This window comes from Microbacterium shimangi (assembly GCF_043556445.1).
Taxonomy (GTDB): Bacteria; Actinomycetota; Actinomycetes; order Actinomycetales; family Microbacteriaceae; genus Microbacterium.
In genome coordinates, this window is the sequence record NZ_JBIGII010000004.1 from 1 (window position 1) to 25,870 (window position 25,870).

The 25,870-nt window shown below is 69.2% G+C and carries 22 protein-coding genes and 1 pseudogene; 10 read left to right on the forward strand and 13 right to left on the reverse strand.

Annotated features, from left to right (window positions below):
* From ACFXQA_RS06915 to ACFXQA_RS06950, 8 genes and pseudogenes are all read left to right on the forward strand, one after another.
* Positions 1-127, forward strand: a pseudogene (locus ACFXQA_RS06915) (mannose-1-phosphate guanylyltransferase); the annotation flags it as partial.
* Between the two features lie 227 nt (positions 128-354).
* The gene (locus ACFXQA_RS06920; protein ID WP_394520203.1) at positions 355-1,398 is read left to right on the forward strand and encodes a BMP family lipoprotein; all 1,044 of its coding nucleotides are present in this window, start codon (positions 355-357) and stop codon (positions 1,396-1,398) included.
* Positions 1,399-1,501: 103 nt separating this feature from the next.
* Entirely contained in the window at positions 1,502-3,040 is a 1,539-nt protein-coding gene (locus ACFXQA_RS06925) for an ABC transporter ATP-binding protein (RefSeq protein WP_394519089.1), read from the forward strand.
* On the forward strand, positions 3,037-4,350 hold the full coding sequence (locus ACFXQA_RS06930; protein WP_394519090.1) for an ABC transporter permease: 1,314 nt from the start codon (positions 3,037-3,039) through the stop codon (positions 4,348-4,350). The genes ACFXQA_RS06925 and ACFXQA_RS06930 overlap by 4 nt, the downstream gene beginning before the upstream one ends.
* Positions 4,347-5,669 carry an ABC transporter permease gene (locus ACFXQA_RS06935; RefSeq protein WP_394519091.1) on the forward strand — a complete coding sequence of 441 codons (1,323 nt, stop codon included), beginning with the start codon at positions 4,347-4,349 and terminating at the stop codon, positions 5,667-5,669. The genes ACFXQA_RS06930 and ACFXQA_RS06935 overlap by 4 nt, the downstream gene beginning before the upstream one ends.
* 38 nt (positions 5,670-5,707) lie before the next feature.
* Positions 5,708-6,109 (forward strand): cytidine deaminase, encoded by a 402-nt coding sequence (locus ACFXQA_RS06940; RefSeq protein ID WP_394519092.1) that lies wholly within the window; start codon positions 5,708-5,710, stop codon positions 6,107-6,109.
* Complete coding sequence (locus ACFXQA_RS06945) at positions 6,106-7,398, forward strand: thymidine phosphorylase (protein ID WP_394519093.1); 1,293 nt, start codon at positions 6,106-6,108, stop codon at positions 7,396-7,398. The genes ACFXQA_RS06940 and ACFXQA_RS06945 overlap by 4 nt, the downstream gene beginning before the upstream one ends.
* A 25-nt stretch (positions 7,399-7,423) precedes the next feature.
* Positions 7,424-8,557: an adenosine deaminase gene (locus tag ACFXQA_RS06950; RefSeq protein WP_394519094.1), complete on the forward strand. Its 1,134-nt coding sequence runs from the start codon at positions 7,424-7,426 to the stop codon at positions 8,555-8,557.
* Positions 8,558-8,786: 229 nt separating this feature from the next.
* Here ACFXQA_RS06950 and ACFXQA_RS06955 read toward each other — a convergent pair whose 3' ends face one another.
* The 8 genes from ACFXQA_RS06955 to ACFXQA_RS06990 all read right to left on the reverse strand — a co-directional run bounded on the left by ACFXQA_RS06955 (position 8,787) and on the right by ACFXQA_RS06990 (position 15,988).
* Entirely contained in the window at positions 8,787-9,572 is a 786-nt protein-coding gene (locus ACFXQA_RS06955; RefSeq protein ID WP_394519095.1) for an alpha/beta hydrolase, read from the reverse strand.
* A complete protein-coding gene (locus tag ACFXQA_RS06960; RefSeq protein WP_394519096.1) occupies positions 9,569-10,723 on the reverse strand; it encodes a mannitol-1-phosphate 5-dehydrogenase in 1,155 nt (384 codons plus the stop codon). The genes ACFXQA_RS06955 and ACFXQA_RS06960 overlap by 4 nt, the downstream gene beginning before the upstream one ends.
* Positions 10,720-11,160 (reverse strand): PTS mannitol transporter subunit IIA, encoded by a 441-nt coding sequence (locus tag ACFXQA_RS06965; RefSeq protein ID WP_394519097.1) that lies wholly within the window; start codon positions 11,158-11,160, stop codon positions 10,720-10,722. The genes ACFXQA_RS06960 and ACFXQA_RS06965 overlap by 4 nt, the downstream gene beginning before the upstream one ends.
* Before the next feature lie 178 nt (positions 11,161-11,338).
* Positions 11,339-11,758, reverse strand: coding sequence for a hypothetical protein (locus tag ACFXQA_RS06970; protein ID WP_394519098.1), 420 nt, complete (start codon positions 11,756-11,758; stop codon positions 11,339-11,341).
* Between the two features lie 191 nt (positions 11,759-11,949).
* Positions 11,950-13,623, reverse strand: a complete 1,674-nt coding sequence (locus ACFXQA_RS06975) for a PTS mannitol transporter subunit IIBC (RefSeq protein WP_394519099.1) — start codon at positions 13,621-13,623, stop codon at positions 11,950-11,952.
* Positions 13,620-15,347 carry a phosphoenolpyruvate--protein phosphotransferase gene (ptsP, locus tag ACFXQA_RS06980; RefSeq protein WP_394519100.1) on the reverse strand — a complete coding sequence of 576 codons (1,728 nt, stop codon included), beginning with the start codon at positions 15,345-15,347 and terminating at the stop codon, positions 13,620-13,622. The genes ACFXQA_RS06975 and ptsP overlap by 4 nt, the downstream gene beginning before the upstream one ends.
* A 17-nt stretch (positions 15,348-15,364) precedes the next feature.
* Entirely contained in the window at positions 15,365-15,637 is a 273-nt protein-coding gene (locus ACFXQA_RS06985) for an HPr family phosphocarrier protein (RefSeq protein WP_394519101.1), read from the reverse strand.
* Between the two features lie 12 nt (positions 15,638-15,649).
* Positions 15,650-15,988: a PTS sugar transporter subunit IIB gene (locus tag ACFXQA_RS06990; RefSeq protein WP_394519102.1), complete on the reverse strand. Its 339-nt coding sequence runs from the start codon at positions 15,986-15,988 to the stop codon at positions 15,650-15,652.
* Between the two features lie 233 nt (positions 15,989-16,221).
* On the opposite strand from ACFXQA_RS06990, the gene ACFXQA_RS06995 reads away from it, so the two are divergent.
* A complete protein-coding gene (locus ACFXQA_RS06995) occupies positions 16,222-18,147 on the forward strand; it encodes a BglG family transcription antiterminator (protein WP_394519103.1) in 1,926 nt (641 codons plus the stop codon).
* A gap of 21 nt (positions 18,148-18,168) precedes the next feature.
* Here ACFXQA_RS06995 and ACFXQA_RS07000 read toward each other — a convergent pair whose 3' ends face one another.
* From ACFXQA_RS07000 to ACFXQA_RS07010, 3 genes are all read right to left on the reverse strand, one after another.
* Positions 18,169-18,747 (reverse strand): GNAT family N-acetyltransferase, encoded by a 579-nt coding sequence (locus ACFXQA_RS07000; protein ID WP_394519104.1) that lies wholly within the window; start codon positions 18,745-18,747, stop codon positions 18,169-18,171.
* Between the two features lie 201 nt (positions 18,748-18,948).
* Positions 18,949-20,661, reverse strand: coding sequence for a phospho-sugar mutase (locus ACFXQA_RS07005; RefSeq protein ID WP_394519105.1), 1,713 nt, complete (start codon positions 20,659-20,661; stop codon positions 18,949-18,951).
* Positions 20,658-21,491: a purine-nucleoside phosphorylase gene (locus tag ACFXQA_RS07010; RefSeq protein WP_394519106.1), complete on the reverse strand. Its 834-nt coding sequence runs from the start codon at positions 21,489-21,491 to the stop codon at positions 20,658-20,660. Before ACFXQA_RS07010 ends, ACFXQA_RS07005 begins: the two co-directional genes overlap by 4 nt.
* A gap of 98 nt (positions 21,492-21,589) precedes the next feature.
* Between ACFXQA_RS07010 and ACFXQA_RS07015 the strand changes: the two genes are divergently transcribed.
* Complete coding sequence (locus ACFXQA_RS07015; protein WP_394519107.1) at positions 21,590-23,041, forward strand: NAD(P)H-quinone dehydrogenase; 1,452 nt, start codon at positions 21,590-21,592, stop codon at positions 23,039-23,041.
* A 334-nt stretch (positions 23,042-23,375) separates the two neighbouring features.
* Here the strand turns inward: ACFXQA_RS07015 and ACFXQA_RS07020 are convergent, their stop codons facing one another.
* Both ACFXQA_RS07020 and ACFXQA_RS07025 read right to left on the reverse strand, forming a co-directional pair.
* Positions 23,376-25,136 (reverse strand): ATP-binding protein, encoded by a 1,761-nt coding sequence (locus ACFXQA_RS07020; RefSeq protein ID WP_394519108.1) that lies wholly within the window; start codon positions 25,134-25,136, stop codon positions 23,376-23,378.
* Positions 25,137-25,215: 79 nt separating this feature from the next.
* Positions 25,216-25,851 (reverse strand): Maf family protein, encoded by a 636-nt coding sequence (locus ACFXQA_RS07025; RefSeq protein WP_394519109.1) that lies wholly within the window; start codon positions 25,849-25,851, stop codon positions 25,216-25,218.
* Between the last annotated feature and the right edge of the window lie 19 nt (positions 25,852-25,870).

A 25,870-nucleotide genomic window follows, 5' to 3' on the forward strand; every position in this document is an offset into this window, starting at 1 on the left:
CGGCGTCCACGACATCGTCGTCGTCGACACCCCCGACGCACTCCTCGTCACCACCAGCGACAACGCCCAACGCGTCAAAGGCGTCGTCGACGCACTCAAACTCACCGGACGCAACGACGTCCTCTGAGGGGCGGATGCCGCGGGGCCGCGCCGGACGACCGGTGCGAGGGCGCCGCATCCGTGTCGGCTCTGTTGCGTCTTTGTAACCATTGCGCCCCCGCTCGGTTCCGGCCGTTTCGGCGAGCGTCACACTCTGTAATGTGACTGCATCGATCCCCGAACCCGGGGGTTCGAACCCCCGTTCTGGAGGACTCTGTGAAGACGACGAAGAAGGCCGTTCTCAGCGGTCTCGCAATGGCCGGTGCCGTTGCACTGCTGGCCGGCTGCGGAGCCGCACCCGAAGAAAGCGGCACCGCCAGCGGTGGTGCTGCCGCAAGCGACTACCTGCCCTGCATGGTCTCCGACTTCGGCGGTTTCGATGACCGTTCGTTCAACCAGCTGGGCAAGGAGGGTCTCGACGCCGCCGCCGAGGCACTCGACGTGGACACCATCGAGGTCGAATCGCAGGCCGAGACCGACTACGCGTCGAACCTGCAGAACCTCGTCGACCAGAACTGCAGCACGATCGTGACCGTGGGCTTCGCCCTCGCTCCGGCAGCCCTCGAGGCCGCGATCGCCAACCCCGACATCGAGTTCGTCTCGATCGACGACCCGGTGGACCAGGACTTCGACGGCGCGACCGACGCCCCGAACATCAAGCCGCTCATCTTCGACACCGCTCAGGCGGCGTTCCTCGCGGGCTACCTCGCGGCCGGTGTGACCGAGACCGGTGTCGTCGGCACCTTCGGTGGACAGAACTTCCCGACCGTCACGATCTTCATGGACGGCTTCGCCCAGGGCGTCGACTACTACAACGCGCAGAAGGGCACCTCGGTGACCGTGCTCGGCGGTGACCTGTTCACCGGTGGTTTCGAGGCCAACGACACCGCCCGCCAGGCGGCACAGGGTCTCATCGACCAGAACGTCGACGTGCTCCTGCCCGTCGGTGGTCCGATCTACCAGTCGGCTGCCGTCGCCATCCGCGACGCGGGCCGTGAGATCGCGCTCATCGGTGTCGACGCCGACGTGTACGAGACCGACCCCGAGGTCGCCGACCTTCTGCTGACGTCGATCCGCAAGGGCATCGACGTCGCCACCGAGACGGCGATCACCGAAGCCGGCGAAGACGCGTTCGACGCGACCCCGTTCATCGGGACGCTCGAGAACGAGGGCGTCGGCCTTGCCCCGTACCACGACTGGGACGACCGCGTTCCGGCCGATCTGGCCACCGAGGTCGAAGACCTCCAGGCCGCGATCATCGCGGGCGAGGTCACCGTCGAGTCCTACCTCGCCGGCTGATCGAGAAGTACCTTTCCGGGGGGAGGTCGGCGCAAGCCGGCCTCCCCCCGGTCATTGTCTGCCCGGGCCGCAGATCGGCCTGTGAGAACTTAGGATCGGGAGAATGAAGCTCGAACTCCGCGGGATCACGAAGACATTCGGTTCCCTGGTGGCGAACGATCACATCGACCTCACTGTCGAGGCCGGCGAGATCCACTGCCTGCTCGGTGAGAACGGTGCAGGAAAATCCACCCTGATGAACGTCCTGTACGGCCTGTATCAGGCCGACGGGGGCGAGATCCTGCTCGACGACGTCGTCCAGCGGTTCTCCGGTCCCGGCGATGCCATGCGTGCGGGTATCGGCATGGTCCACCAGCACTTCATGCTGATCCCGGTCTTCACGGTCGCCGAGAACGTCATGCTCGGCCACGAGCCCACCAAGTTCGGGGGCCGGCTCGACCTCGCCGCCGCGCGGGCGCGGGTGAGAGAGATCTCCGACCGGTTCGGATTCGACGTCGATCCCGATGCCCTGGTCGAAGATCTCCCGGTCGGGGTGCAGCAGCGCGTCGAGATCATCAAGGCGCTCTCGCGCGACGCTCGCGTTCTCGTGTTCGACGAACCCACCGCGGTGCTGACCCCGCAAGAGACCGACGAGCTGATGGTGATCATGCGCCAGCTCAAGGCCGCGGGCACCTCGATCGTCTTCATCACCCACAAGCTCCGCGAGGTGCGCGAAGTGGCCGACCGCATCACGGTCGTGCGTCTGGGCAAGGTCGTGGGCGAGGCTGAACCGACGGCGTCCAATGCCGAACTCGCATCGCTCATGGTCGGGCGTGCGGTCGAGCTCACCGTGCACAAAGATCCGCCGACGCTCGGCGACGTCGCGCTGACGGTCACCGGGCTCACGGTCATCGATCCGATCGGGCAACTGGTCGTCAACGATGTGGGGTTCGAAGTGCGCCGGGGCGAAGTCCTGGCGATCGCGGGCGTCCAGGGCAACGGGCAGACCGAGCTCACCGAGGCGCTCGTCGGCCTGCAGGATCGCGTCGAGGGGTCGATCGTCCTCGACGGTATCGAGCTCCACGGATCTTCGGTCCGGCGCATTCTCGACGCCGGGGTCGGATTCGTGCCGGAGGACCGCAAAGAAGACGGTCTGGTGGGCGAGTTCACGATCGCCGAGAACCTCATGCTCGACCGGGCCGACGGCGCTCCGTTCGTGAAGGGCGGCACGTTGCAGCTTTCGACGCTCGCCGCGTTCGCGCGCGAGAAGGTCGCGGAATTCGACGTGCGGACGCCGTCGATCGAGACGAAGGTGGGTCGCCTCTCCGGCGGCAACCAGCAGAAAGTCGTCCTCGCTCGAGAACTGAGCCGCGAACTCCGTCTTTTCGTCGCCGCGCAGCCCACCCGCGGTGTCGACGTCGGGTCGATCGAGTTCATCCACAAACGCGTCATCGAGACACGGGATTCCGGCGTTCCGGTGATCGTCGTCTCCACCGAGCTCGATGAGGTCACGGCGCTGGCCGATCGCATCATGGTGATGTATCGCGGACGGGTCGTCGGCATCGTGCCGGGTGACACCTCGCGCGACGTGCTGGGTTTGATGATGGCCGGAGAGACCCCCGAGAACGCGCGGGCGACTACAGAGGGGGGCGTCGCCGCATGAGCGACCCGAAGACACCCACCGGTGACCCCGACGTCGCCCTCGAGGCCACCGGATCCGTCGACCCCGCCGTCGGCGCGCGCGTCCTGACGCCGGAGGAGCCCGCTGCCGACGGACGCTGGAGCCGCGCGCTGCGCGAGATCGTCACCGGCAACGCGATCATCTCCGTGCTGGCCGTCGTGCTCGCCCTTCTGATCGGCGCGGTCATGATCGCCGCGACCGACGAGAACGTGCAGGCCGCGGGCGGGTATTTCTTCGCGCGCCCCGGTGACATGCTCTCGGCCATCTGGGAGTCGGTCGCCGGCGCCTACTCCGCCCTGTTCCAGGGTGCGGTGTACAACTTCCGTCGTCCGGACTTCCTCACCGGCATCCGCCCGCTCACCGAGACCCTGACCTTCGCCACGCCGCTGATCGCGGCGGGGCTCGGCGTCGCGCTGGCGTTCCGGGTCGGCATGTTCAACATCGGCGGACGTGGCCAGATGCTCGTCGCGGCAGCGGCGGCCGGCTGGGTGGGCTTCGGCGTCGAGCTGCCTTGGGGCATCCACATGATCGTCGCCCTTCTCGCGGGTATGGCGGCGGGCGCGATCTGGGCGGGCATCGCGGGGCTGCTCAAGGCCCGCACCGGTGCGCACGAGGTGATCGTCACGATCATGCTCAACTACGTGGCGCTGTATCTGGTGTCGTGGATGCTGAGCACCCCCGGTCTTCTGCAGGCCCCGGGTTCGAACAACCCGACCACCCCCGGCATGCGCGACACCGCGATCCTCCCCGACCTGTTCGGCGCCGGTTACAACCTGCACTTCGGTTTCATCCTCTCGCTCATCGCGGTCGTCGTCGTGTGGTACATCCTCGAGCGCTCGTCGCTCGGCTTCCGGTTCCGCGCCGTCGGCGAGAACCCGCACGCGGCTCGCGTCGCCGGCATCAACGTGAAGTCGATGTACGTCTACGCCATGCTGATCTCCGGCGCCCTCGTGGGCCTGGCCGGCGTCAACCAGGTGCTCGGCACCGTCACGACCGGGTTCTCGAGCGGCATCGACGCCGGGATCGGGTTCGACGCGATCACCGTGGCGCTCCTCGGTCGCTCCACTCCCGTCGGCGTGCTCGTCGCGGGAATCCTGTTCGGCGCCTTCAAGGCCGGCGGGTTCTCGATGCAGGCCGCCGAAGGCGTGCCGATCGACATCGTGCTCGTCGTGCAATCGCTGATCGTGCTGTTCATCGCGGCTCCGCCGCTGGTCCGCGCGATCTTTCGCCTCCCCGCTCCCGGGGGCCGCCCGCGCAGAGCCCGAAACACGAAGAAGGTGAGCGCGCGATGAGCACCGAAGCGACCCACCAGCCGGCACCCTCGCAGCACAACGCGGCGACGACTCGGCCCGACGCGCTCGCCTCGACCGTCGTGGTCAGCTGGAAAGCACCGATCGTCTACGCCGTCGTCACCGTGCTGGCGATCGTCCTCTTCATCGTGGCGCGCAATGACGCCGATGCGGTGTTCCGCATCTCGACGCCCGGTGACGCCGTCCAGGTGCCCGAGATCTCTTTCAACGGCTTCGTCGCCGGGGTCGTCGTCGTGGTCGTGCTCGCCGCCCTCACGGTGGGCAGCGCGCTGCTCGTCCGCGTGCGACGGCGCGTGCCGCTGTGGATGACGGTCCTCTTCGGCCTCTTCTTCGTCGTCGGCTTCTTGGCGTGGGCGGCAGCGGGCGGCACCACCAGCCAGGTCATTCCGCTCGCGGGCCTCCTCGCAGGCGGAATCAGCCTCTCCGTGCCCCTCATCTACGGAGCCCTGGCGGGTGTCGTCAGCGAGCGGGTCGGCGTGGTCAACATCGCGATCGAGGGGCAGCTGCTCGCCGGGGCGTTCACCGCCGCCGTCGTCGCGACTCTCACCGGCCAGGCCGTGCTCGGCATGCTGGCCGCCGCCGTCGCGGGGGTGCTGGTGTCGTTCGTCCTGGCGGCTTTCGCGATCAAGTACGTCGTCGACCAGGTGATCGTGGGCGTCGTCCTCAACGTGCTCGTGGTCGGTGTCACGAGCTTCTTGTTCTCGCAGCTGCTCGCCCCGAACAAGGCGATGCTGAACACCCCGCCCCGTCTCGAGGTCATCCCGATCCCGCTGTTGTCCGACATCCCGCTTCTCGGACCGATGTTCTTCCGCCAGACGATCGTGGTCTACCTCGTCTACGTCGCGGTGGCCGCCGTCTACATCGGTCTGTTCCACACGCGGTGGGGGCTCCGCCTCCGCGCCGTCGGCGAGCACCCCGAGGCGGCCGACACGGTGGGCATCAACATCCCCCGCACCCGTTTCCGGAACGTGGCACTGGGCGGCGCTATCGCCGGGCTCGGCGGGTCGTTCTTCACCGTCGGATCGGTCGGCTCGTTCAACCAGGAGATGACCGCCGGAGCCGGGTACATCGCTTTGGCCGCCGTCATCTTCGGCGGCTGGGATCCGATCAAGGCGACGCTCGCGGCGCTGCTGTTCGGGTTCACGTCCAACCTCCGGAACACCCTCGGGGCGATCGGCTCGCCGATCCCGAGCGACTTCTTGCTGATGCTGCCCTACATCGTGACGATCTTCGCCGTCGCCGGGCTCGTCGGCAAAGCCCGCGGACCGGCAGCCGCGGGCAAGCCCTACATCAAGGGCTGATCCTTGCCGCAGCATCCGATTCACACAGAGAAGGACCGATGACCGACATCGATTGGGACGAGCTGCGCACTGTGGCGACCGACGCCATGCACCACGCGTACGCGCCCTACTCGCGTTTCAAAGTGGGTGCGGCGGCTCTGGTGAGCGACGGCCGCATCGTGTCGGGCTGCAACGTCGAGAACGCCTCGTACGGGGTGACGCTCTGCGCCGAATGCGGACTCGTCAGCGAGCTGCACCGCTCGGGTGGGGGCCAGCTGGTCGCCTTCGTCTGCGTCGACGGCGACGGTCGCACCCTCATGCCGTGCGGCCGATGCCGGCAGTTGCTCTTCGAGCATGCCATCCCCGGCATGCTCCTCGAGACCGTCTCGGGCATCCGCACGATCGACGAGGTGCTGCCCGATGCCTTCGGGCCGCGCGACCTCGAGGAGGCCTCGCGATGACGGCCGTGCACCCTCACGACGCCGTCGACATCATCCGCGCGAAGCGCGACGGGGCGGCGGTCTCGGAGCCCGCTCTCCGCTGGATGATCGAGCACTACACGTACGGCTACGTCTCCGACGCGCAGATGTCGGCCTTCGCGATGGCGGTGCTGCTGAACGGCATGTCGCGCGACGAGATCCGCGTCATGACCGACGCGATGATCGCCTCGGGCGAGCGCATGGACTTCTCCTCCCTCGGCAAGCCCACGGTCGACAAGCACTCGACCGGGGGAGTGGGCGACAAGATCACCCTGCCGCTCGCGCCGCTGGTCGCGTCGTTCGGTGTGGCCGTCCCGCAGCTCTCGGGACGAGGCCTCGGGCACACCGGCGGCACGCTCGACAAGCTCGAGTCGATTCCGGGCTGGCGAGCGGCGCTGTCGAACGATGAGATGCTCGCCCAGCTCCGCGACGTGGGCGCCGTGATCTGCGCCGCAGGGTCGGGCCTCGCCCCGGCGGATAAGAAGCTGTACGCCCTGCGAGACGTGACGGGAACGGTCGAGGCGATTCCGCTGATCGCCTCGAGCATCATGTCGAAGAAGATCGCCGAGGGCACCGACTCGCTGGTGCTCGACGTGAAATTCGGCTCGGGCGCCTTCATGACCGACATCGACAAGGCGCGCGAGTTGGCGCGGACGATGGTGGCGCTCGGCACCGACTCGGGGGTCGCGACGACGGCTCTCCTGACCGACATGAACACCCCGCTGGGCCGGGCGATCGGCAACGCCAACGAGGTGCGCGAATCGGTCGAGGTGCTCGCCGGTGGCGGTCCCGCCGATATCGTCGAACTCACGATCGCCCTAGCCCGCGAGATGCTCACGCTCGCCGGCCGCCCCGATGCCGATGTCGAAGCCGCGTTGGCCGACGGGCGCGCCATGGACACGTGGCGCGCGATGATCCGCGCCCAAGACGGCGACCCGGATGCTGCCCTCCCGACCCCCCGCGACACGCACACCGTGACGGCGGACCGATCGGGCATCGTCTCGCGCATCGACGCGCTGCCGTTCGGCATCGCCGCGTGGCGGCTCGGAGCCGGTCGAGCCCGCGCCGAAGACCCGGTCGTGCACGCGGCGGGCGTCGATCTGCACGTGAAGCCCGGTGATCGGGTGGCGGCAGGTCAACCACTGTTCACTCTGTTGGCCGATGATGAGAAGCGGTTCGGCCGCGCACTCGAGGCCGTTTCGGGAGCATGGGAGATCGCCGACACGGCGGTCGACACGCTGCCGCTCGTCCGTGAGCGCATCACGGCCTGACCGTCCCCGCGCACTGGAGGAAACCATGTCGATCGACCAGCACGAAGACGCCCGCCTCGAAGGGGTCTCGCTGAGAGGGCTGCCCAAGGTGTCGCTGCACGACCACCTCGACGGTGGCGTGCGCGCCGCGACGGTGGTCGAACTCGCCGATGCCGCCGGCGTCGCTCTGCCCGACCTTTCGACTGGCTCAGGGACCGATCCTGAGGCCCTGGCCGACTGGTTCGCCGACCGCAGCGACACCGGGTCGCTCGTGGAGTATCTGAAGAGCTTCGACCTCACCGTCGGCGTGATGCAGACGCGCGAGAACCTCACCCGGGTGGCGCGGGAGTTCGTCGAAGACCTCGCAGCCGACGGCGTCATCTACGGCGAGGTGCGTTGGGCACCCGAGCAGCATCTGACGAACGGCCTGACCCTCGATGAAGTCGTCGAGGCCGTGCAGGACGGCATCGAAGAGGGTGAGGATGCTGCGGAGAGCGCCGGCCGCGACATCCGCGTCGGTCAGCTTCTCTCGGGCCTGCGCCACACCGACCACGTGCGCGACATCGCCGAGCTCGCCGTCGCGTGGCGTGGCCGCGGGGTGGTCGGTTTCGACATCGCCGGGCCCGAAGACGGTTACCTTCCCGCCCTTCACCGCGACGCGTTCGACTACCTGGCGCAGGAGTTCTTCCCGACGTCGGTGCACGCCGGCGAGGCGGCCGGGCTCGACAGCATCCGTTCGGCCCTCATCGACGGACGCGCCCTGCGCCTCGGTCACGGGGTACGGCTCGCGTCGGACCTGAACGTGATCGAGCGCTCGGGCGAAGAGGTGATGGTGCAGTTCGGCGACCTCGCGCGCTGGGTGCGCGACCGCGAGATCACCCTCGAGCTCTCGCCGTCGTCGAACCTGCAGACCGGGGCGATCGAGGCCTGGGGCACGGGGATCGACGACCACCCGTTCGACCTGCTCTACCAGCTCGGCTTCTCGGTCACGGTGAACGTCGACAACCGCACGATGAGCCGCACCTCGCTCACGCGCGAGCTTTCGCTCCTGGTCGACGCCTTCGGCTACGACCTGGGCGATCTCGAGGCCTTCCAGCTCAACGCCGCGGCGGGCGCGTTCCTGCCCGTCGAAGAGCGCGAGGAGCTCATCGAGCTCATCGCCGCAGGCTTCGGCGGCTGACCCTCCGCGCAACCGTCTCCGCCCGGCCAGGCCCCGACATTCTGACGGGGTTCCGCCGGGCGGACCGGGTCTCGCGCTCGCAGTCCCGGGCTCGGCGTTCCCCTGTCACGAAGGGCGGGTGCGACGAGCCGTTTGCGACAGGGGAGCGGAGATGAACCCTCTTCCGCTGTCGCGAATGACGCGTCGCGCCCACCGTTTGCGACAGCGGAAGCGGCCGTGAACGCCCGGGTCAGCGCGAGCCGGCAAGGAACGGGGCGATCGCCTCGGTGAGTGCCGCCGTCATGTCGGCGTCGGAGACGGTCGGCGTGCCGTCGCCCGGCTGGAGCCCGTAATCGCCGAACGACGAGTGCGACGCGCCGGCGATCTCGATCAGCTCCGCGTCGGAGGGCAGCTCGCCGCGGGCGTCAGCGATCTTCTGCGGCGTCGAGAGCCCGTCATCGGAGCCGCCGATGCTCAGCACGGGCAGATCGGTTCCGCTCAGATCGGTCGCGCAGTAGGACGCGAACAGCACGAGGGCGTCGGCGTCGCCCGCCAGCTGGCACGCGCGCACGCCGCCGAGGGAGTGACCGCCGACCGCCCAGGTGCCGACCTCGGGGGCGAGGCCGGTGAAGGTATCGAGGGGCCGGAGGTCGAAGAACGCGAGGTTGAGCCACGGTCTGGTGATCACGACGGTGACACCTTCGTCGGCGACAAGGTGCGAGAGCTTGGCCGCGTAGGCCCAGGCATCGACCTTCGCTCCCGGGATGAACACCAGCCCCAACTCGCTGCCGCCGTCGGCGGGTGCGAGAACGACGGCCGCCGCGTCGTCCGTGATCACGATCGCCGGATCGGCCTCCACGCCCGCGAGCGGTTCGGGCTCGGCCGCCATGACCCCGACCTGACTCCAGATCACCACGCCGACCACGAGGGCGACCACGACGGTGCCGACGATTCCCAGCGTCCACCGCAACGCCCGAAAACGGCGGCGCCGGCGCGGGGAGGAGTCCCCGGCCGGCGTCTCGTCGGAGGTGCTCACGCCGCGAGTTCGGCCTGGCGTGCCGCGACCTGCGACTCGATCCGTGCGAAGAGCGGATGCTGCGGATCGAGGCCGGTCACGGCCGCTGTGAACTCCGCAGCGGACTGCTCACGCAGCATCCGCTGCAGGTCGACCGCCTGTGCGTCGTCGTCGTCGGCGAAGCGCAGCGCGGCGCCCATCGCCGAGACGAGGGCGTCGACCTCGAGTCCGCGGTCGAGCGCTTCGGCGGCGGGGCCGACGAACCGTTCGTGGCGCGACAGTTTGCGCAGCGGCTGTCGGCCCACGCGCCACACCGTGTCGGGGAGGGCGGGGTTGCGGAAGCGCTGCAGGATCGTGGCGCGGTACTCGTGCTGCACCGAGGGTTCGAGCTCGTGCTTCTGAATGAGCAGCTCCGAGGTCTCGCGGAGCGTCCGTTCGACCTTGTCGGCGATCTCGGGGTCGGCCAAGGCGTCGGAGATCTTCTCGATACCCGCCTCGGCACCGAAGTACGCCGTGGTGGCGTGCCCCGTGTTGACCGTGAAGAGTTTGCGCTCGATGTACGGCGTCAGGTCGTCGACGAAGTGCGCCCCCGGAATGCGGGGCGGTTCGTCGCCGAACGGCAGCCGCTCGATCGCCCACTCGGAGAAGGGCTCGACGGTCACGTCGATACCGCCGCCGGCGGCCTGGGCGGGCACGATCCTGTCGACCGCGGTGTTGGCGAAGACGGCGCGCGCCGAGACGGCGTCCCACGCGTCGCCCGCGGCCGCGATCATCTCTTCGCGAAGGGTGTCGGTGGCACCGATCGCGTTCTCGCAGGCCATGATCTGCAGCGGAGGCGACGCGGGATCGCGGAGTCCGAGGCCGGCCACGATGTGCGGGGCGACGAACTTCAGGATGGTCGGACCGACAGCTGTGGTGACCACGTTTGCGCTGGCGATCTCGTCGACGAGCGCCGGCGCGTCGGTGGCGCTGTTGATCGCCCGGAAGCCGGTGACGACGGTGTCGACACCGCCCTCTCCGACCTCGTGCACGGTGTACTCGGAGGCCGCGTTGATCGCGTCGACGAGGGGCGCTGCGACGTCGGAAAACACCAGGTCGTAGCCGCCCTGGTGCAGGAGCACGCCGACGAACCCGCGGCCGATGTTGCCGGCGCCGAAGTGGACGGCCTTCATGCGTTGTTGACCGCGGCCAGCGCCTCGTAGAGCGCTTCGGGCGTGTCGAGCTGCTTCAGGCGGACGACCTCGTCTTCATCCGAGAACAGGATCGCGATCTGCGAAAGGATCTCGAGGTGCTCGTCGCCCTTGCCGGCGATTCCGATGACGAAGGTCACGGGCTCTCCGCCCCAATCGACCCCGCCGTCGTAGCGAACGACAGACAACGCCGACTCGAGGATCGCGTCTTTCGTCTCGTTCGTGCCGTGTGGGATGGCCAGCTCGTTGCCCATGTAGGTCGAGACGGTCTCTTCGCGGCTCTGCATCGCGTCGAAATAGGCACCCGTGACCGCGCCCGCGGACTGGAGGATATCGGCGGCCTCTTTCATCGCCTCTTCGCGCGTCGCGCCTCCGCTGTGGATGCGCACCTGTCCCAAATTGAGAACATCGCGTGCCATGTCGTCCGCCTTTCGTTTCATCGAACGGATGCGGAAGCATCCGGTGTCTTGGAGACCTGTGGGGCCGGAGGCTTTCGCGCTCCGGCCCCACAGGTCTCGCGTTCTTACCTGCCATCTTCCCGCTGCTCGCGCAGCAGGTCTATGACGTCCGGCGGAAAGCCGGGGGTGTCTCCTGCGATCAGCACACCGCGCGGAGGTTGTAGTTGACCGATCCCGTGGGGGTGCCGCCGGTCTTGATCCATCGGTCGGAGGCTCCCGCCGTGGCGAAGGTCTGCCAGTGGTTGCCCATGCTGCTCGACCACACGTAGCGCTCGATGGCGCAGTTCGCCGGCACCTTGACCATGTCGGTGTCGACCCACCCCTTGTGCGTCTGGCTGTTATCGCCCGGGTTCAACCCGCCGAAGGTCCCGCCGCACTCAGTTTCTGACGCAGCGCTCTCGCACACGAGGAGAACCGCCGAGCCGCCGTTGGTGATGTTGGCCGTCCCGTTGTTCGCGGACGCCGAGGGCGCGAGAGCGACCGAGAGGAGGAAAACGCCGGCAAATGCCGTGACGCCAGCACCGATCTTGCGGAGGGACTTTTTGATCTGAATGGTCATGTGTAGCTCCGATCTTGAGGATGGGGGAATTCCCGGATGCGCCGCCAGTCTTTCGACTGCGCGACGGCGCCCTCAAGGATTCGGCCGCTCTTTCAGCGTCTTCTCCGGTGGTGTTCACCCAAGCTTCACTCGGGCCGGCGAGATCCGTCCGCGGATCGGTTGTCCCGCGGACGGATCTATGATAATTCGAATTATCGGCCGTCTTGCTGCTGGTCGCGCACGAGATCCACGACCTCGTCGTACTTCGGCGAGTTCATGAAATTGTCGACCGACACGTGGATCGAGCCGGGCGTCTGGTTGCGCGCGCGATCGGTGAGCTGGTTCTGCGTGATGACCAGGTCGGCCGACGGATCGAGGTTCGCGATGGCCTTGTTGGTCACCGAGACGTTCTCGAGTCCGGCCTTCTTGAACTTGTTGCGCAGCACGCTCGCGCCCATCGCCGACGACCCCATACCGGCGTCGCATGCGAAGACCACGTTCTGGATCTGCTTCGTCGCGACGATGCCTCCGGTGAGAGCCCCGTCTGTCGCCCGCGCCGTCTCGCGACGGTCGAGTGACTCGTCAGCTTCGCGGTCGGTGCCCGTCGAAGTGCGCAACGAATCCATCGCGGCCGATGACTTGCCCTTGTTCTTCTCGGTCTGCGCGATGGCGGCACCAAAGGTGTCTCCCTCGGCCAGGAGGTCGGTCTTGCGGGAAGCCCGCAGGATGACCGCCGTGATGAGGAACGTCACGACCGCTGCAAGGACCACCGAGAGGTAGACGACCAAGAGGTTCGGAACGCCCGGGCCGACGGCTGCAGCCGTGACCGCGATGATGCTTCCCGGCGCGGCCGGGAATGCCAGGCCGCCCCCGAGAAGCATGTTGGTGGTGACGCCGGTCGCGCCACCGGCGATGAGCGCCAGAATCGTGGTCGGCTTGCTCAGGGCGTACGGGAAGTAGATCTCGTGGATGCCACCGAAGAACTGGATGATGGCGGCTCCCGGTGCAGATGCCTTCGCCGCACCGACGCCGAAGAACGTGAACGCCAGCAGCAGGCCGAGGCCGGGGCCGGGGTTCGCCTCGATGAGGAAGAGGATCGACTTGCCGGTCTCGGTCGCCTGCTCGATGCCGAGCGGGGTGAAGACGCCGTGGTTGATGGCGTTGTTGAGGAACAGCACCTTCGCGGGCTCGACGATGATCGAGACGAGCGGCAGCAGGTTGAACGACACCAGCCAGTCCACAGCCGCACCGAGCACGGTGCTGATGCCGAGCATGATCGGGCCGAAGACGAAAAAGCCGATGATCGCGAGGATGACCCCGAGGATGCCCGCGGAGAAGTTGTTCACCAGCATCTCGAAGCCGGGGCGGATCTTGCCGTCCCAGATGCGGTCCATCTGCTTGGTGACATAGGCCGCGATCGGGCCCATGATCATTGCGCCGAGGAACATCGGGATGTCGGTGCCGACGATGACACCCATGACGGCGATCGTTGCGACCACACCACCGCGCTCGCCGTAGACCATGCGGCCCGCGGTGTTGGCGATGAGGAGGGGGAGGAGGTAGGTGACCATCGGGCCGACGAGGCCGACGTAGGCGAAGAAGTTGCCGGTGTCGCCCTCGGCAACGGCCGTCATGGCACCGTTCCATCCGATGGTGGCGGCGTCCCCGCCGCCACCGATGATCTCGGCGACGGGTGCCCAGTGCCACCCGAACGGGCTGTCCGCGCCGAAGAATCCGGCAGGGATGAAGAGCATTGTGATGAGGCCCCACGCGATGAAGGCCGCGATGTTGGGCATGATCATGCCCGAGAGGAACGTTCCGAACCGCTGAACGGCGACGCGAGCGCCGCCCTTCTGGCCGGTCACGTCTTTCGACGTCGTCGTCATTTGCCTGCTTCTTTCTGTGTCGAGGAGGTGGCGTGCGCCGCCTCCGCTGTTGATGCGAGCGAGACCGCTTGTGCGGCCTCGCGGGCTGAGGCCGCACCATCGGCGGCCAAGGCTGCGTCGGCGATGCGGCGGGCATCGTCGAGCGTGTGGGTGAGGAGCATCGCGCGAACGTCGGCGAGGGCGGTCGGCGCCATCGACAGCGTGGTCGCGCCGAGTCCGACGAGGACGACCGCCAACAGCGGGTCGGCCGCGGCTTCGCCGCAGATGCCGACGGGCTTGCCCGCCGCGAGACCGGCGGCTCCGACCTCGCGCACGAGGCGGAGGACCGCCGGGTGCCAGGGGTCTTGGAACGCGGCGACCGAGCCGAGGAGCCGGTCGGCGGCAAGGGTGTACTGCGTCAGGTCGTTCGTGCCGATGGAAGCGAAGTCGGCGTGAGCGAAGATGCGGTCGGCCAGGAGCGCCGACGAGGGCACTTCGACCATGACGCCCGCCGTCTTCAGCCCGTAGTCCTTCGCCATCTCGACGAAGTACTGCGTCTCTTCCACCGTCGAGACCATCGGCGCCATGACCCACAGGTCGGCCGGCCCTTCGGGTGAGCGCCGTGTCGCGGCATCCGCTTCGGCGAGCGCCGTCAGCTGCTCGCGCAAGATGTCTTCGCTCGCCCGCAGGGCACGAAGCCCCCGGAGCCCCAGCGCCGGGTTCTCTTCGTGCGCGTCGTTGAGGAACGGCAGCGGCTTGTCGGCACCCGCGTCGAGCATGCGCACGACGACCTTCTTGCCGGGGAACGTCGCCAGCAGCTCGGTGTAGGCCTTGCGCTGCTCCTCGACCGTGGGGGCCGAGCTCGCGCTGAGGAAGAGGAACTCGGTGCGGAACAGGCCGACGCCCTCCGCGCCCAGCTCGACCGCCTCAGCGGCGCCGCCGGGCTTTCCGAGGTTCGCGAGCAGCGGCACCGCGGTGCCGTCGGCCAGTGCGCCGGGGGTGAGGGGCGCGGATGCTGCGGCTGCCCGATCGGCGGCGCGGGTCAGCGCGCGGGCGAGCTCGTCGTCGCTGGGGGAGGCGATGACGAGGTTCGCGGCGGCGTCGACGATCACGGTCTCGCCCTCTGCGAGGGACGCCGCGTGCGCGGCGCCCACGACCGCGACGATCGACTTCTCGCGGGCGAGGATCGCGGTGTGCGACGTCGGGCCGCCCTCGGTGGTGACGAGTGCGAGCACCTTGTCGAGATCGAGCAGTGCGGTGTCGGCGGGGGCCAGGTCTTTCGCGACGAGCACGAAGGGGTGACCCGGGTCGGGGATACCGGGAGCGGCGACTCCGCGGAGCCGGGCGATGACCCGCTGCGCGACGTCGTCGAGGTCGGCCGCGCGCTCGCCGAGGTAGCCGCCGAGCGCCGTCAACTGCTCGCGGAAAGACGCGAATGCATCGAACACGGCCCACTCGCCGGTCTTCCCCGCCTGCAGACGGGTGTCGACCTCGGCTTCGAGGGTCGGGTCTTCGGCCATCATGGCCTGCGCTTCGAGAACATCCCGTGCCGCGCCTCCGGCCTGGCTGCCGCGGTCTTCGAGTTCGCGCGCGACGGCGGCGACCGCCTCGCGCACCCGGGCCGACTCCTCGTCGACGGTCAGTGTGCTGGGCGCGTCGCTCGGAGCCGGCAGCGGCTCCGCCATACGCGCGACCGGGCCCTGAGCGACCCCGAGGCCGATTCCCACTCCACGAAGTTCCGTCATGGTCTCAGTTCCCGTCATCATGCGTCGTGGTCGGTGGTGAGGAGTTCGGCGAGCGCGTCGAGCGTCGCCTCGGCGTTGTCGCCGTCGGCCGTGAGGGTGACGTAGTCGCCCTGATCGAGACCGAGCGCGATGACTCCGAGGATGCTCGCGGCGTTGACCGGCGCTCCGGCGCCTTTGGCGAGCGTCACGGGAATGCCGGAGTTCTTCGCCGCCTGAGCGAACAGCTTGGCGGGCCTGGCGTGCAGTCCGTGGGACGAGCCGATCCGCACTGTTCGGGTGATCTGGGGCATGGGGGTCCTTTCTCAGGCGTCGAGAGGGTCAGGTGCGGGGGCCGCCTGCGTGCGGAGTGCGTCTTCGATCAGGTCGAGGGTTCGCACACCGGTGAGGTCGGTGAAGATGTCTTCCGGCAGGAGGACCACGAGAACACCGCGAGCCGCAGCGTCCCTTTCGATCCGTTCGAGCGAGTCGGACAGGTGTGGCCCGACGAGCACGATGTCAGCGGCGTCGAGATCGATCGGGAGCGATCTTTCGGTACCGGCTGACGCGGTGTAAGGGAGGCCGCGATCGTGAGCCGCGTGACGGACGCGTTGCGCGACGAACGTGCTCGACGCACCCGCACCACAGACCACGAGGATCCTCATCGATCCGCCTCCTTCTCGCCCATTCTTGTGAGATGGCTGAGAGAGGACAACCAGGTTCGTTTCCCACCCCCCGGAACGCATCCTGGGATGACCCCTCCCGTGAGTTGTGCCGTTTCGTCGAAATCCGCGTCGGAGAGCGGCGGAACGACGCAGCTCGCGAAGGGGGAGCGGGGGTGGGCGCGTGATTGACTGGAGACGCGTTCCGCGGCGGAGCGACGGACGGGGAGGCTGACGTGACCAGAGCGCGTCAAGACCGCCTGCTCGCCCTGTTGACCCGCAACGGCGAATGGGAGACGGCGGCATCGCTCGCCGACGCCCTCGGCGTGACGCCCCGCAGCATCCGCTCGTACGTCAACGCCGTCAACTCCCGCGTGCCGTCGGGCGCGGCGATCGAATCGGGCCCGTCGGGGTATCGGGCGGGGGCGGATTCTTCTGCCGCCCTCCGCGCCGGGAACGCGCTCGAGGCGGGCACGCCCCGCGACCGGCTGCACACGCTCGTGCGGGCGCTCCTCGATTCGAGCAACGGGATCGACGTGTTCGAGACCGCCGATTCGCTGCACGTCAGCACCGCGACCCTCGATGCCGACCTCGCGCGAGTGCGGGGACTCCTCGGGGGCACCGAGTTGACCCTCGAGCGTTCGGCGTCGACGGCTCGGCTGCGGGGCACCGAGATGGCGCAGCGGCGCCTCTTGAGCAAGCTCGCGCACGACGAGATGGAGGCGGGGCTGTTCGACCTCGCGGCGCTTCGACGCACCCTCGGCGAGGGCTCGGTCGGCGCCCAGGCGTTCGGCCCGTTCAAGTCGGAGCTGGTCAGCGAGCTCGGCGCGATGGGGTACTTCGTCAACGAGTTCGGCATCGGCGACGTCGTCATGCACATCGCCATCGCGGCCGACCGGATCTCGCACGACCGCGCCCTCGAGCGCGCCGCGACCGACACGTCCCCCGCGCATTCCGAGGTCGCCGCCCTCCTGGATCGGCTGACGCTGGCGCATCTCGGGGTGCAGCTCGGGGCGGGCGATCGCGAGCACCTCGCCACCCTCGTCCTCACCCGCGTGGTCGCCCCCGGGGCGCCCTCTGCCGACGACGCGCGAGCGCGTCTCGATCCGGCGGTCGAAGCATCCGTCCGTTCGGTCGTCGAGCGGGCGGCCGCCGACTTCCTCGTCGACATCGCTCACGAGGACTTCATCCTCCGCCTCGCCTTGCACGTGCAGAACCTGCTGCACCGGGCGAAGGAACAGGCGTGGTCGCGCAACCCGCTGACCCGCTCGCTGAAGTCGACGTACCCGATGATCTTCGACGTCGCCGTCTACATCGCCAGCGGGCTGCAGCAGAGCCTCGGCATTCCGATCCAGGACGACGAGATCGCCTACATCGCGATGCACGTGGGCGGACGCCTCGAGCGCAGTCGGCGCGCCGACCAGCTGCTGACCGCCACGATCGTGTGCCCGGGGTACTACGAATTGCACGAGCTTTTGCGTTCGAGCGTCGACAGGTCGCTCGGACAGGCGATCGAGGTGGTCGGCGTCGAGACCCGATTCGACCCCGACTGGGATTCGATCGACACCGACCTCGTGCTCTCGACGATCGACCCCGCGCACCCGAGCGACCGCATCGTGCGTATCCAGCCGTTCCTCACCGACAGCGACGTCGAGCGCGTGCAGTCTGCCGCCGGCCGCATCCGCCGCGGTCGGCGCTTGGCCCGCCTGCGCACGGAGCTCGAGCGGTACTTCGACCCGACGGCATTCGTGCGGGGGATCGAGGCGCACGGAGCCGAACCGGGCGTGATCCGCGAGCTGGGGTCGCTGCTCGTTGCGCAGTCGGTCATCGACGACGACTACGTCGACCGCGCGATCGAGCGCGAGGCGCTTTCGTCGACCGCGTTCACCGACGCGCTGGCGGTGCCCCACGCGATGGGTATGACCGCGACGCGCACGCGTATCGCCATCGGCATCGCCGACCCGTCGATCGCCTGGGGCGAGGGGCGCGTGCAGGTGGTCGCGCTCGTGGCCTTCAGCGAAACAGACCGCGAGGCGTTCCAGACGGTCTTCGAGCAGTTCGTCGAAGTGTTCAGCGAACGCGACAGCGTGCAGCGGATCGTGCGACGAGGCACCGATTTCACCGCCTTTCTCGACGAACTCGTCGCCGTCATCGACGGCTGAGACGCGGCGAGAGGTCCGCGATCAGCGGGCCAAGCGGGCTTCGAGGCCGCGGCGGACCGCCGGCCACTCGCCGGGCAGGATCGAATAGACCACCGTGTCACGCAGGATGCCGTCGGGCCCGAGGCGGTGGTTGCGCAGCACGCCGTCCTGTCGGGCGCCCAACCGCTCGATGGCGGCGCGCGACTGCCGGTTGTGCCAGTGGGTGCGGAACTCGACCGCGATCGCGTCGCACTCCTCGAACGCGTGTCCGAGCAGCAGCAGCTTGGCCGCGCTGTTCACCGACGTGCGTTGCACCCGGGGCGAGAGCCACGTGTACCCGATCTCGACGTGGCGGTGCGGCTGATCGATGTTGCAGAACGTCGTCATTCCCACGGCCGTGCCGTCGGGCAGCACGACCGCCCACGGGTTCATCGAGCCGTCCGCCTGCAGCTCCAGCCGCGTCGCGATCTCGGCGGCGACGTCGCCGGGTGCGGGCACGCTGGTGTACCAGGCGCTTTCGAGACCGGATGCTGCCGCCGCGAGGTCGTCCGCGTGGTCAGGGGTGAGCGGCTCGAGGCGCACGTATTCGTTCGCAAGGGTGACGGGGGCTGCGAGGTCCATCCGACGAGCCTAGGGCGCCGACGCGCTCGGACCGGTTCGCAGCATCCGCCCGCCCCGCTCTGCGGGGAAGAGCGATCTTCCCCTGTCACAGCCTGCGGGTGCGACCGCCCGTTCGTGACAGGGGAACGCCCGCGGCCGGGGCTCCCCTGTCGCGAACGGTGGGCGAGACCCGCCGGGTGCGACAGGGGAGCGAGGCCCGGGTCAGAGCACGGCGTCGAGCAGGCCGCGTGCGCCGGCGTCGAGCTCTGCCAGACGCTTGCGCGCCTTCTTCTCGGTCGCGGCGCGCACGTCGAGGTAGAGCTTGAGCTTCGGTTCGGTGCCGCTCGGTCGCACGATCAGGCGCGATCCGTCGGCCAGGTGATAGCGCAGCACGTCGCCCGGGGGGAGCCCCTCGAACCCGTGCGCGAGGTCGTCGACGCGTGCCACCTCGGCCTCGCCGACGCGGGTCGGCGGCTCGGCGCGCAAGGCCGCCATGATCGCCGCGATCTCCGAGACCTGCTCGACCCGCAGCGAGATCTGGTCGCTCGCAAAGGCGCCGAAGGTGTCGCGGAACTCCGCGAGCACGTCGGCGAGGGTCTCGCCCCGGTCGCGGGCTTCTCCGACCATGCCGAGCACCGCGATCGCGGCGGAGATCCCGTCTTTGTCGCGCACCGTGTCGGGGTTCACGAGGTACCCCAGGGCCTCTTCGTAGCCGTAGACGATGCCGGGTGCGCGCGAGATCCACTTGAAGCCCGTGAGGGTGGCGTGGAACCCGAGCCCGTAGTGCGCGGCGATGGCCTCGAGTCCCGGCGACGAAACCAGTGAGCAGGCGAGGGATGCGGCAGCATCCGTGCCCTCCGCCGTGCGGGTCGCTGCCGCGCGGGCCGCGCGCCAGCCCAGCAGAAGCCCCACCTCGTTGCCGCTCAGCATGCGCCAGCCCCCCTCGGCACCGGGATCGGGGATCGCCACGGCGAGCCGGTCGGCGTCGGGGTCGTTCGCGATGATCAGCTCGGCGTCGACCGCCCGTGCGGTCTCGAACGCCAGGTCGAGCGCGCCGGGTTCTTCGGGGTTCGGGAATGCCACCGTCGGGAACGCGCTGTCGGGGTGCAACTGCGCCTCGACGGGGGAGGGCTCGGGGTAGCCGGCGGCCTCGACGATGCGGGCGAGGGTCTCCCAGCCGACCCCGTGCATCGCGGTGTACACCCACCGGAGTCCGGCGGCCCCCGGCGGTGCGGGGGCGACGGCCGCGGTCGCCGCGACGTACTCGTCGATGACCGGTTCGGCCGCCTTCTCGTACCCCACCGAGCGAGGGAGGTCGCCGATGTCGCCCTCGGCAACCCGATGGATGTGTGCGGCGATGGCTGCGTCGGCGGGGGCGACGATCTGCGAGCCGGCGTCGTCGCCACCGAGGTAGACCTTGTAACCGTTGTCGTCGGGCGGGTTGTGGCTCGCGGTCACCATGACCCCGGCCGATGCCCCGAGGCGGCGGACGGCGTAGGCGAGCACGGGGGTCGGCAGCATCCGCGGCAGGAGGATCGCGCGGAGCCCCGCACCGGCGAAGATCTCGGCTGAATCGCGGGCGAACACGTCGGAGTTCCGTCGACCGTCATAGCCGACGACGACCGACGGAGCGGCTCCGTCACCCGCGCGCTCGATGAGGAACGCGGCCAGCCCCGCGGCCGCCTGGGTCACCAGCACCCGGTTCATGCGGTTCGGTCCGGCACCGAGGGCGCCGCGCAGGCCCGCCGTGCCGAAGGCCAGTCGCTCCGAGAACCTGCTCGCGAGGTCGGCGCGGGCCGCAGCATCCGCGTCTTCGGTCCGCGCGATCAGCGATCGCAGCTCGTCGCGGGTCTGTCCGTCGGGGTCTTGCGCGAGCCAGGCGCGCGCGGCGGCGAGGAGGGCGCTGTCGTCCTGCGCCCCCTCAGGACCGCTCACAGCGCCTCGATCACTCGGGCGAGGAGCGCGGAGATGACGGGCTCCGCCTCGCGGCCGGCGTCGAGCACCTCGGCGTGGCTGAGGGGCGTGGTCTGGATTCCCGCGGCCAGGTTGGTGATCAGCGAGAAGCCGAGGATCTCCATGCCCGCCTGACGGGCGGCGATCGCCTCGAGGGCGGTCGACATGCCGACGATGTGACCGCCGATGATCTTCGCCATCTGCACCTCGGCCGGCGTCTCGTAGTGCGGCCCGCGGAACTGGCAGTAGACGCCCTCGTCGAGGCTCGGGTCGACCGATCTCGCGATGTCGCGGAGCCGCGAGGAGTACAGATCGGTGAGGTCGATGAAGGTCGCCCCCTCGAGGGGAGACGCGGCGGTCAGGTTGATGTGGTCGCTGATGAGCACCGGCCGACCGGGCGTCCAGGTCTCGCGGATGCCGCCGGCACCGTTCGTGAGGATCATGGTCTTCGCTCCGGATGCTGCCGCGGTGCGCACGCTGTGGACCACCCGGCGAACGCCGTGGTCTTCGTAGAAGTGCGTGCGAGCCCCGATGACGAGGACGTGCTTTCCGCCGGGGGTGCGCACGCTCCGGAGGGTGCCGACGTGACCGGCCAGGGCGGGCGCGCTGAAGCCCGTCACCTCGGTCGCCGGGAACGACGCGACCGTCTCGCCGATCAGTTCTGCGGCTCGTCCCCAGCCGCTGCCGAGGGTCACGGCGATGTCGTGACGCTCGACGCCGGTGAGGCGCGCGATGTCGGCGGCGGCGACCGCGGCGATCTCGAAAGGATCGGCCGTGGGGTCGTCGAGGGGGTTCTCGGCAGAAATGGACATGTGCCCACTCTAGGAATCAGCGGGTTCGGATGCCACGCGGCACGCGATGCGGGCCCTGAGCGGCATCGCGGCCGCGCGGCGCGCGGCAGAATGGACGTATGTCCTCCCTCAGCTTCGAGCGAACCCAGAGCGTCGCCATCATCGGCGGTGGCCCCGGCGGTTACGAGGCGGCGCTGGCCGCCGCCCAACTCGGGGCCGAGGTGACACTCGTCGAGCGGGCGAGCGTCGGCGGCGCCGCCGTGATGACCGACGTGGTGCCGTCGAAGACGCTCATCGCGACCGCGGACGCCGCGGTGGCGATCAAGGGCGCGAGCGCCCTCGGTGTGCAGCTGTTCGCGAAGGGCGGCGACGGCAAGCCGCTGCAGCCCGAAGTGGCCATCAACCTCGCCGCCGTGAACACCCGGCTGCTTTCGCTGGCCCGTCAGCAGTCCGACGACATGCGCGCCTCGCTCGTCGAAGCGGGGGTGCGGATCATCTCCGGCCACGGCCGACTCGAGGGCGGCTCCGCGGTCGTGGTTTCGACCGAGCCGGGTGGCACCGACTTCGACCGGGTCGAGGCCGACACCCTGCTCGTCTCGGTGGGGTCGTCGCCGCGGGAGCTCCCCTCCGCAAAACCCGACGGGGTGCGGATCCTCACGTGGACGCAGCTCTACGGCATGCGCGCGCTTCCGAAGCACCTCATCGTCGTCGGCTCGGGTGTCACCGGCGCCGAGTTCGCTTCGGCCTACATGAACCTGGGCGCGAAGGTGACGCTCGTCTCGAGCCGCGATCAAGTGCTCCCGGGTGAAGACACCGACGCCGCGGCCGTGCTCGAGAAGGTCTTCGAGCGCGGCGGTATGACGCTGCTGTCGAAAGCCCGCGCCGACAGCGTCGTCAATACCGGCGAGGGCGTCGTCGTGACGCTCGCCGACGGGCGCACCATCGAGGGCAGCCACTGCCTCATGGCGGTCGGCTCCATCCCGAACACGGCGGGTCTGGGTCTCGAAGAGGCCGGTGTGCAGATGACGGCGGCGGGCAACATCCGCGTCAACCGCGTCGCGCGCACCTCGGTGCCGAACATCTACGCTGCCGGCGACTGCACGACCTTCGTTCCGCTGGCCTCCGTCGCCTCGATGCAGGGGCGGACGGCGATCTTCCACGCACTCGGTGACACCGTCATCCCGCTCGAGCGCCGACGGATCTCGGCGAACATCTTCACCGCCCCCGAGATCGCGACGGTCGGCTGGTCGGAACAGGACATCGCCGACGGCCGCATCAACGGCGTCGTGAAGAAGCTCCCGCTTTCTGCCAACCCCCGCGCGAAGATGCAGGGCATCACCGACGGGTTCGTCAAGATCATCGCCCGGCAGGGCAGCGGCACCGTCATCGGCGGCGTGATCGTGGGCCCGCGGGCGTCCGAGCTCATCTACCCGATCGCCATCGCGGTGGAGCGACGCTTGACGATCGACCAGCTCTCGCGTGTCTTCACGGTGTACCCCTCGCTGTCGTCGAGCATCACCGACGCCACCCGCGCGATGCACGTGGTCGACCGCAACGACCGCGACGAGTAGCCGCCGGCCCGCAGCATCCGGACTCTCCGCCCGGTTGCCAGCGCACTAACTCAGGCTCGTTCGGCCCGCGGGGCCGGACACGCCGCGTTTCGGCCGTGTGTGACGCATTCAGCCTGAGTTAGTGCAGAGCGGGAGCAGCGACCGCGCGGCGACCGAACGCGCCGCTGGCAGGCCTCCCGCGGGGCGCGCACCGAGCCGGTCGGCTCGGGCCGCACTAACTCAGGCTCGATCGCCGCGAGACGCCCGACACGCCGCCGTACGGCCGAACGCGGCGCAACCAGCCTGAGTTCGTGCGAACGACGCGACCGGCGAGGCCGCGCCACCCGGACGCGGGTCAGACGATCGTCAGCAGGGTGTGGCCCGACGAGACCGTGGTGCCCGCGGCCGCATCGATCGAGCCGATGACACCGTCTTTGTGGGCCTGGATCGGCTGCTCCATCTTCATGGCCTCCAGCACGACGACCAGGTCGCCCTTGACGACCTGCTGGCCCTCGACGACGGCGACCTTGACGATCGTGGCCTGCATCGGCGACTTCACCGTGTCGCCCGTGGCACCGGAGACGGCGGATGCTGCGTGCACGCGCCGCGACGGCGCCGTGGCCGCGGGCCGGCCGACGGGGGCTGCGGCGACGCGGTCGGGGAGGCTGACTTCGAGGCGCTTGCCGCCGACCTCGACGACCACGGTGTGGCGCGCGGCTGCGGCGACGGGGGCGTCAAGCTCCCCGTCCCACGGCGGGATGTCGTTGACGAACTCCGTCTCGATCCACCGGGTGAAGACGCCGAAGCGCCCGTCTTCGGCGGTGAACGCGGGTTCGCGGACGACCTTGCGGTGGAAGGGGATGACGGTCGGAAGACCGGCGACTTCGAACTCGTCGAGGGCCCGGCGCGCACGCGCAAGTGCCTCGGCGCGGTTGCGCCCCGTGACGATGATCTTCCCGAGGAGCGAGTCGAACGCGCCGCTCACGCTGTCGCCGGCGGTGACGCCCGAGTCGAGCCGGATGCCGGGGCCGCCGAACGTCTTGAACACGTGGATGGGTCCGGGCTGGGGGAGGAACCCGCGGCCCGGGTCTTCGCCGTTGATGCGGAACTCGATCGAGTGGCCGCCCGGCGCGGGATCGCCGTAGCCGATCTCTTCGCCCTCGGCGAGGCGGAACTGCTCGCGCACGAGGTCGATGCCCGTGATTTCCTCCGACACGGTGTGCTCGACCTGCAGGCGGGTGTTGACCTCGAGGAACGAGATCGTCCCGTCGGCGCCGATGAGGAACTCGCAGGTGCCGGCGCCGAGGTAGCCCACCTCGCGGAGGATCGCCTTCGACGACGTGTAGAGGATGTCGTTCTGCTCGGCGGTGAGGAACGGTGCCGGGGCTTCTTCGACGAGTTTCTGATGACGCCGCTGCAGCGAGCAGTCGCGCGTCGAGATCACGACGACGTTGCCGGCAGCATCCGCCAGACACTGCGTCTCGACGTGGCGCGGTTTGTCGAGGTACTTCTCGACGAAGCACTCGCCCCGGCCGAAGGCGGTGATCGCCTCACGGGTCGCGGACTCGAACATCTCGGGGATCTCTTCGACGGTGCGGGCGACCTTGAGGCCGCGGCCGCCTCCGCCGTACGCGGCCTTGATCGCGATGGGCAGGCCGTGCACGGCCACGAAGGCGAGCACCTCCGACGCGTCTGCGACGGGCCCCGGGGTGCCGGGGGCGAGCGGGGCGCCGACTTTCTCGGCGACGTGGCGAGCGGTGACCTTGTCGCCGAGCGCCTCAATCGCGTCGGGCGAGGGGCCGATCCAGATGAGGTCGGCGGCGATCACAGCGCGGGCGAATTCGGCGTTCTCGGCGAGGAAGCCGTAGCCGGGGTGCACGGCGTCAGCGCCCGAGCGGCGTGCGATCGAGAGGATCTTCTCGATCGACAGGTAGGTATCGGCGCTGGTCGACCCGTCGAGGGCGTAGGCCTCGTCGGCGAGACGGGTGTGGAGGGCGTCGCGGTCTTGGTCGGCGTACACGGCAACGGACGCTTTGCCCGCGTCGCGCGCTGCGCGGATGACACGGACGGCGATCTCGCCGCGATTCGCGATGAGCACCTTGGCGATCTTCGGCATAAGAGTCAGCCTAGCGACGGGCGGGGGCGGCTCTTTAGCGCCACTCCACAAGAAACTCGGCGAAACGTGTCGGGTGTCTCTATCGGTTCCAGAGTTCCGTCCACGCGACGTCGAGTCGGCGCACCAGGACGCGCAGCGTCGACAGAGACATTCCGACGACGGTGGAGGGGTCGCCGTCGATCCGCTCGATGAACGCTCCGCCCAGGCTGTCGACGGTGAAGGCGCCGGCGACCTGCAGCGGTTCGCCGGTGGCCACGTAGGCCGCCACCTCGTCGTCGGTGATGTCGGAGGCGAAGGTGACGGATGCTTCGGCGGTGGCGAATGCTTCACGGGCGTCCTCGCCGGGGGCCACGCGAATGACGCTGTGTCCCGAGTGCAAGACGCCCGTGGCCCCTCGCATCCGGTTCCACCGCGCGATGGCCACCTCCGCCGTGTAGGGCTTGCCCAGAATCTCTCCGCCGAGCTCGAACATCGAGTCTCCGCCGATCACGAGACCGTCGAAATCGGGATCGAGCCGCGAGGCGACATCGGCGGCCTTCCGGCGCGCGAGCAGAAGGACGTGCTCTTCGGCGGGGAGACGGCGGCCCTCCCGGGCCTCGATCTCGGCGACCACGGCTTCTTCGTCGACCTGCGGCGAGCGGGTCTCCGGCTCGATTCCGACCTGGCGGAGAAGCATGAGGCGGGCGGGCGAAGTCGAGGCGAGGCAGACGCGCATGGCCCTCACGCTACCGGCG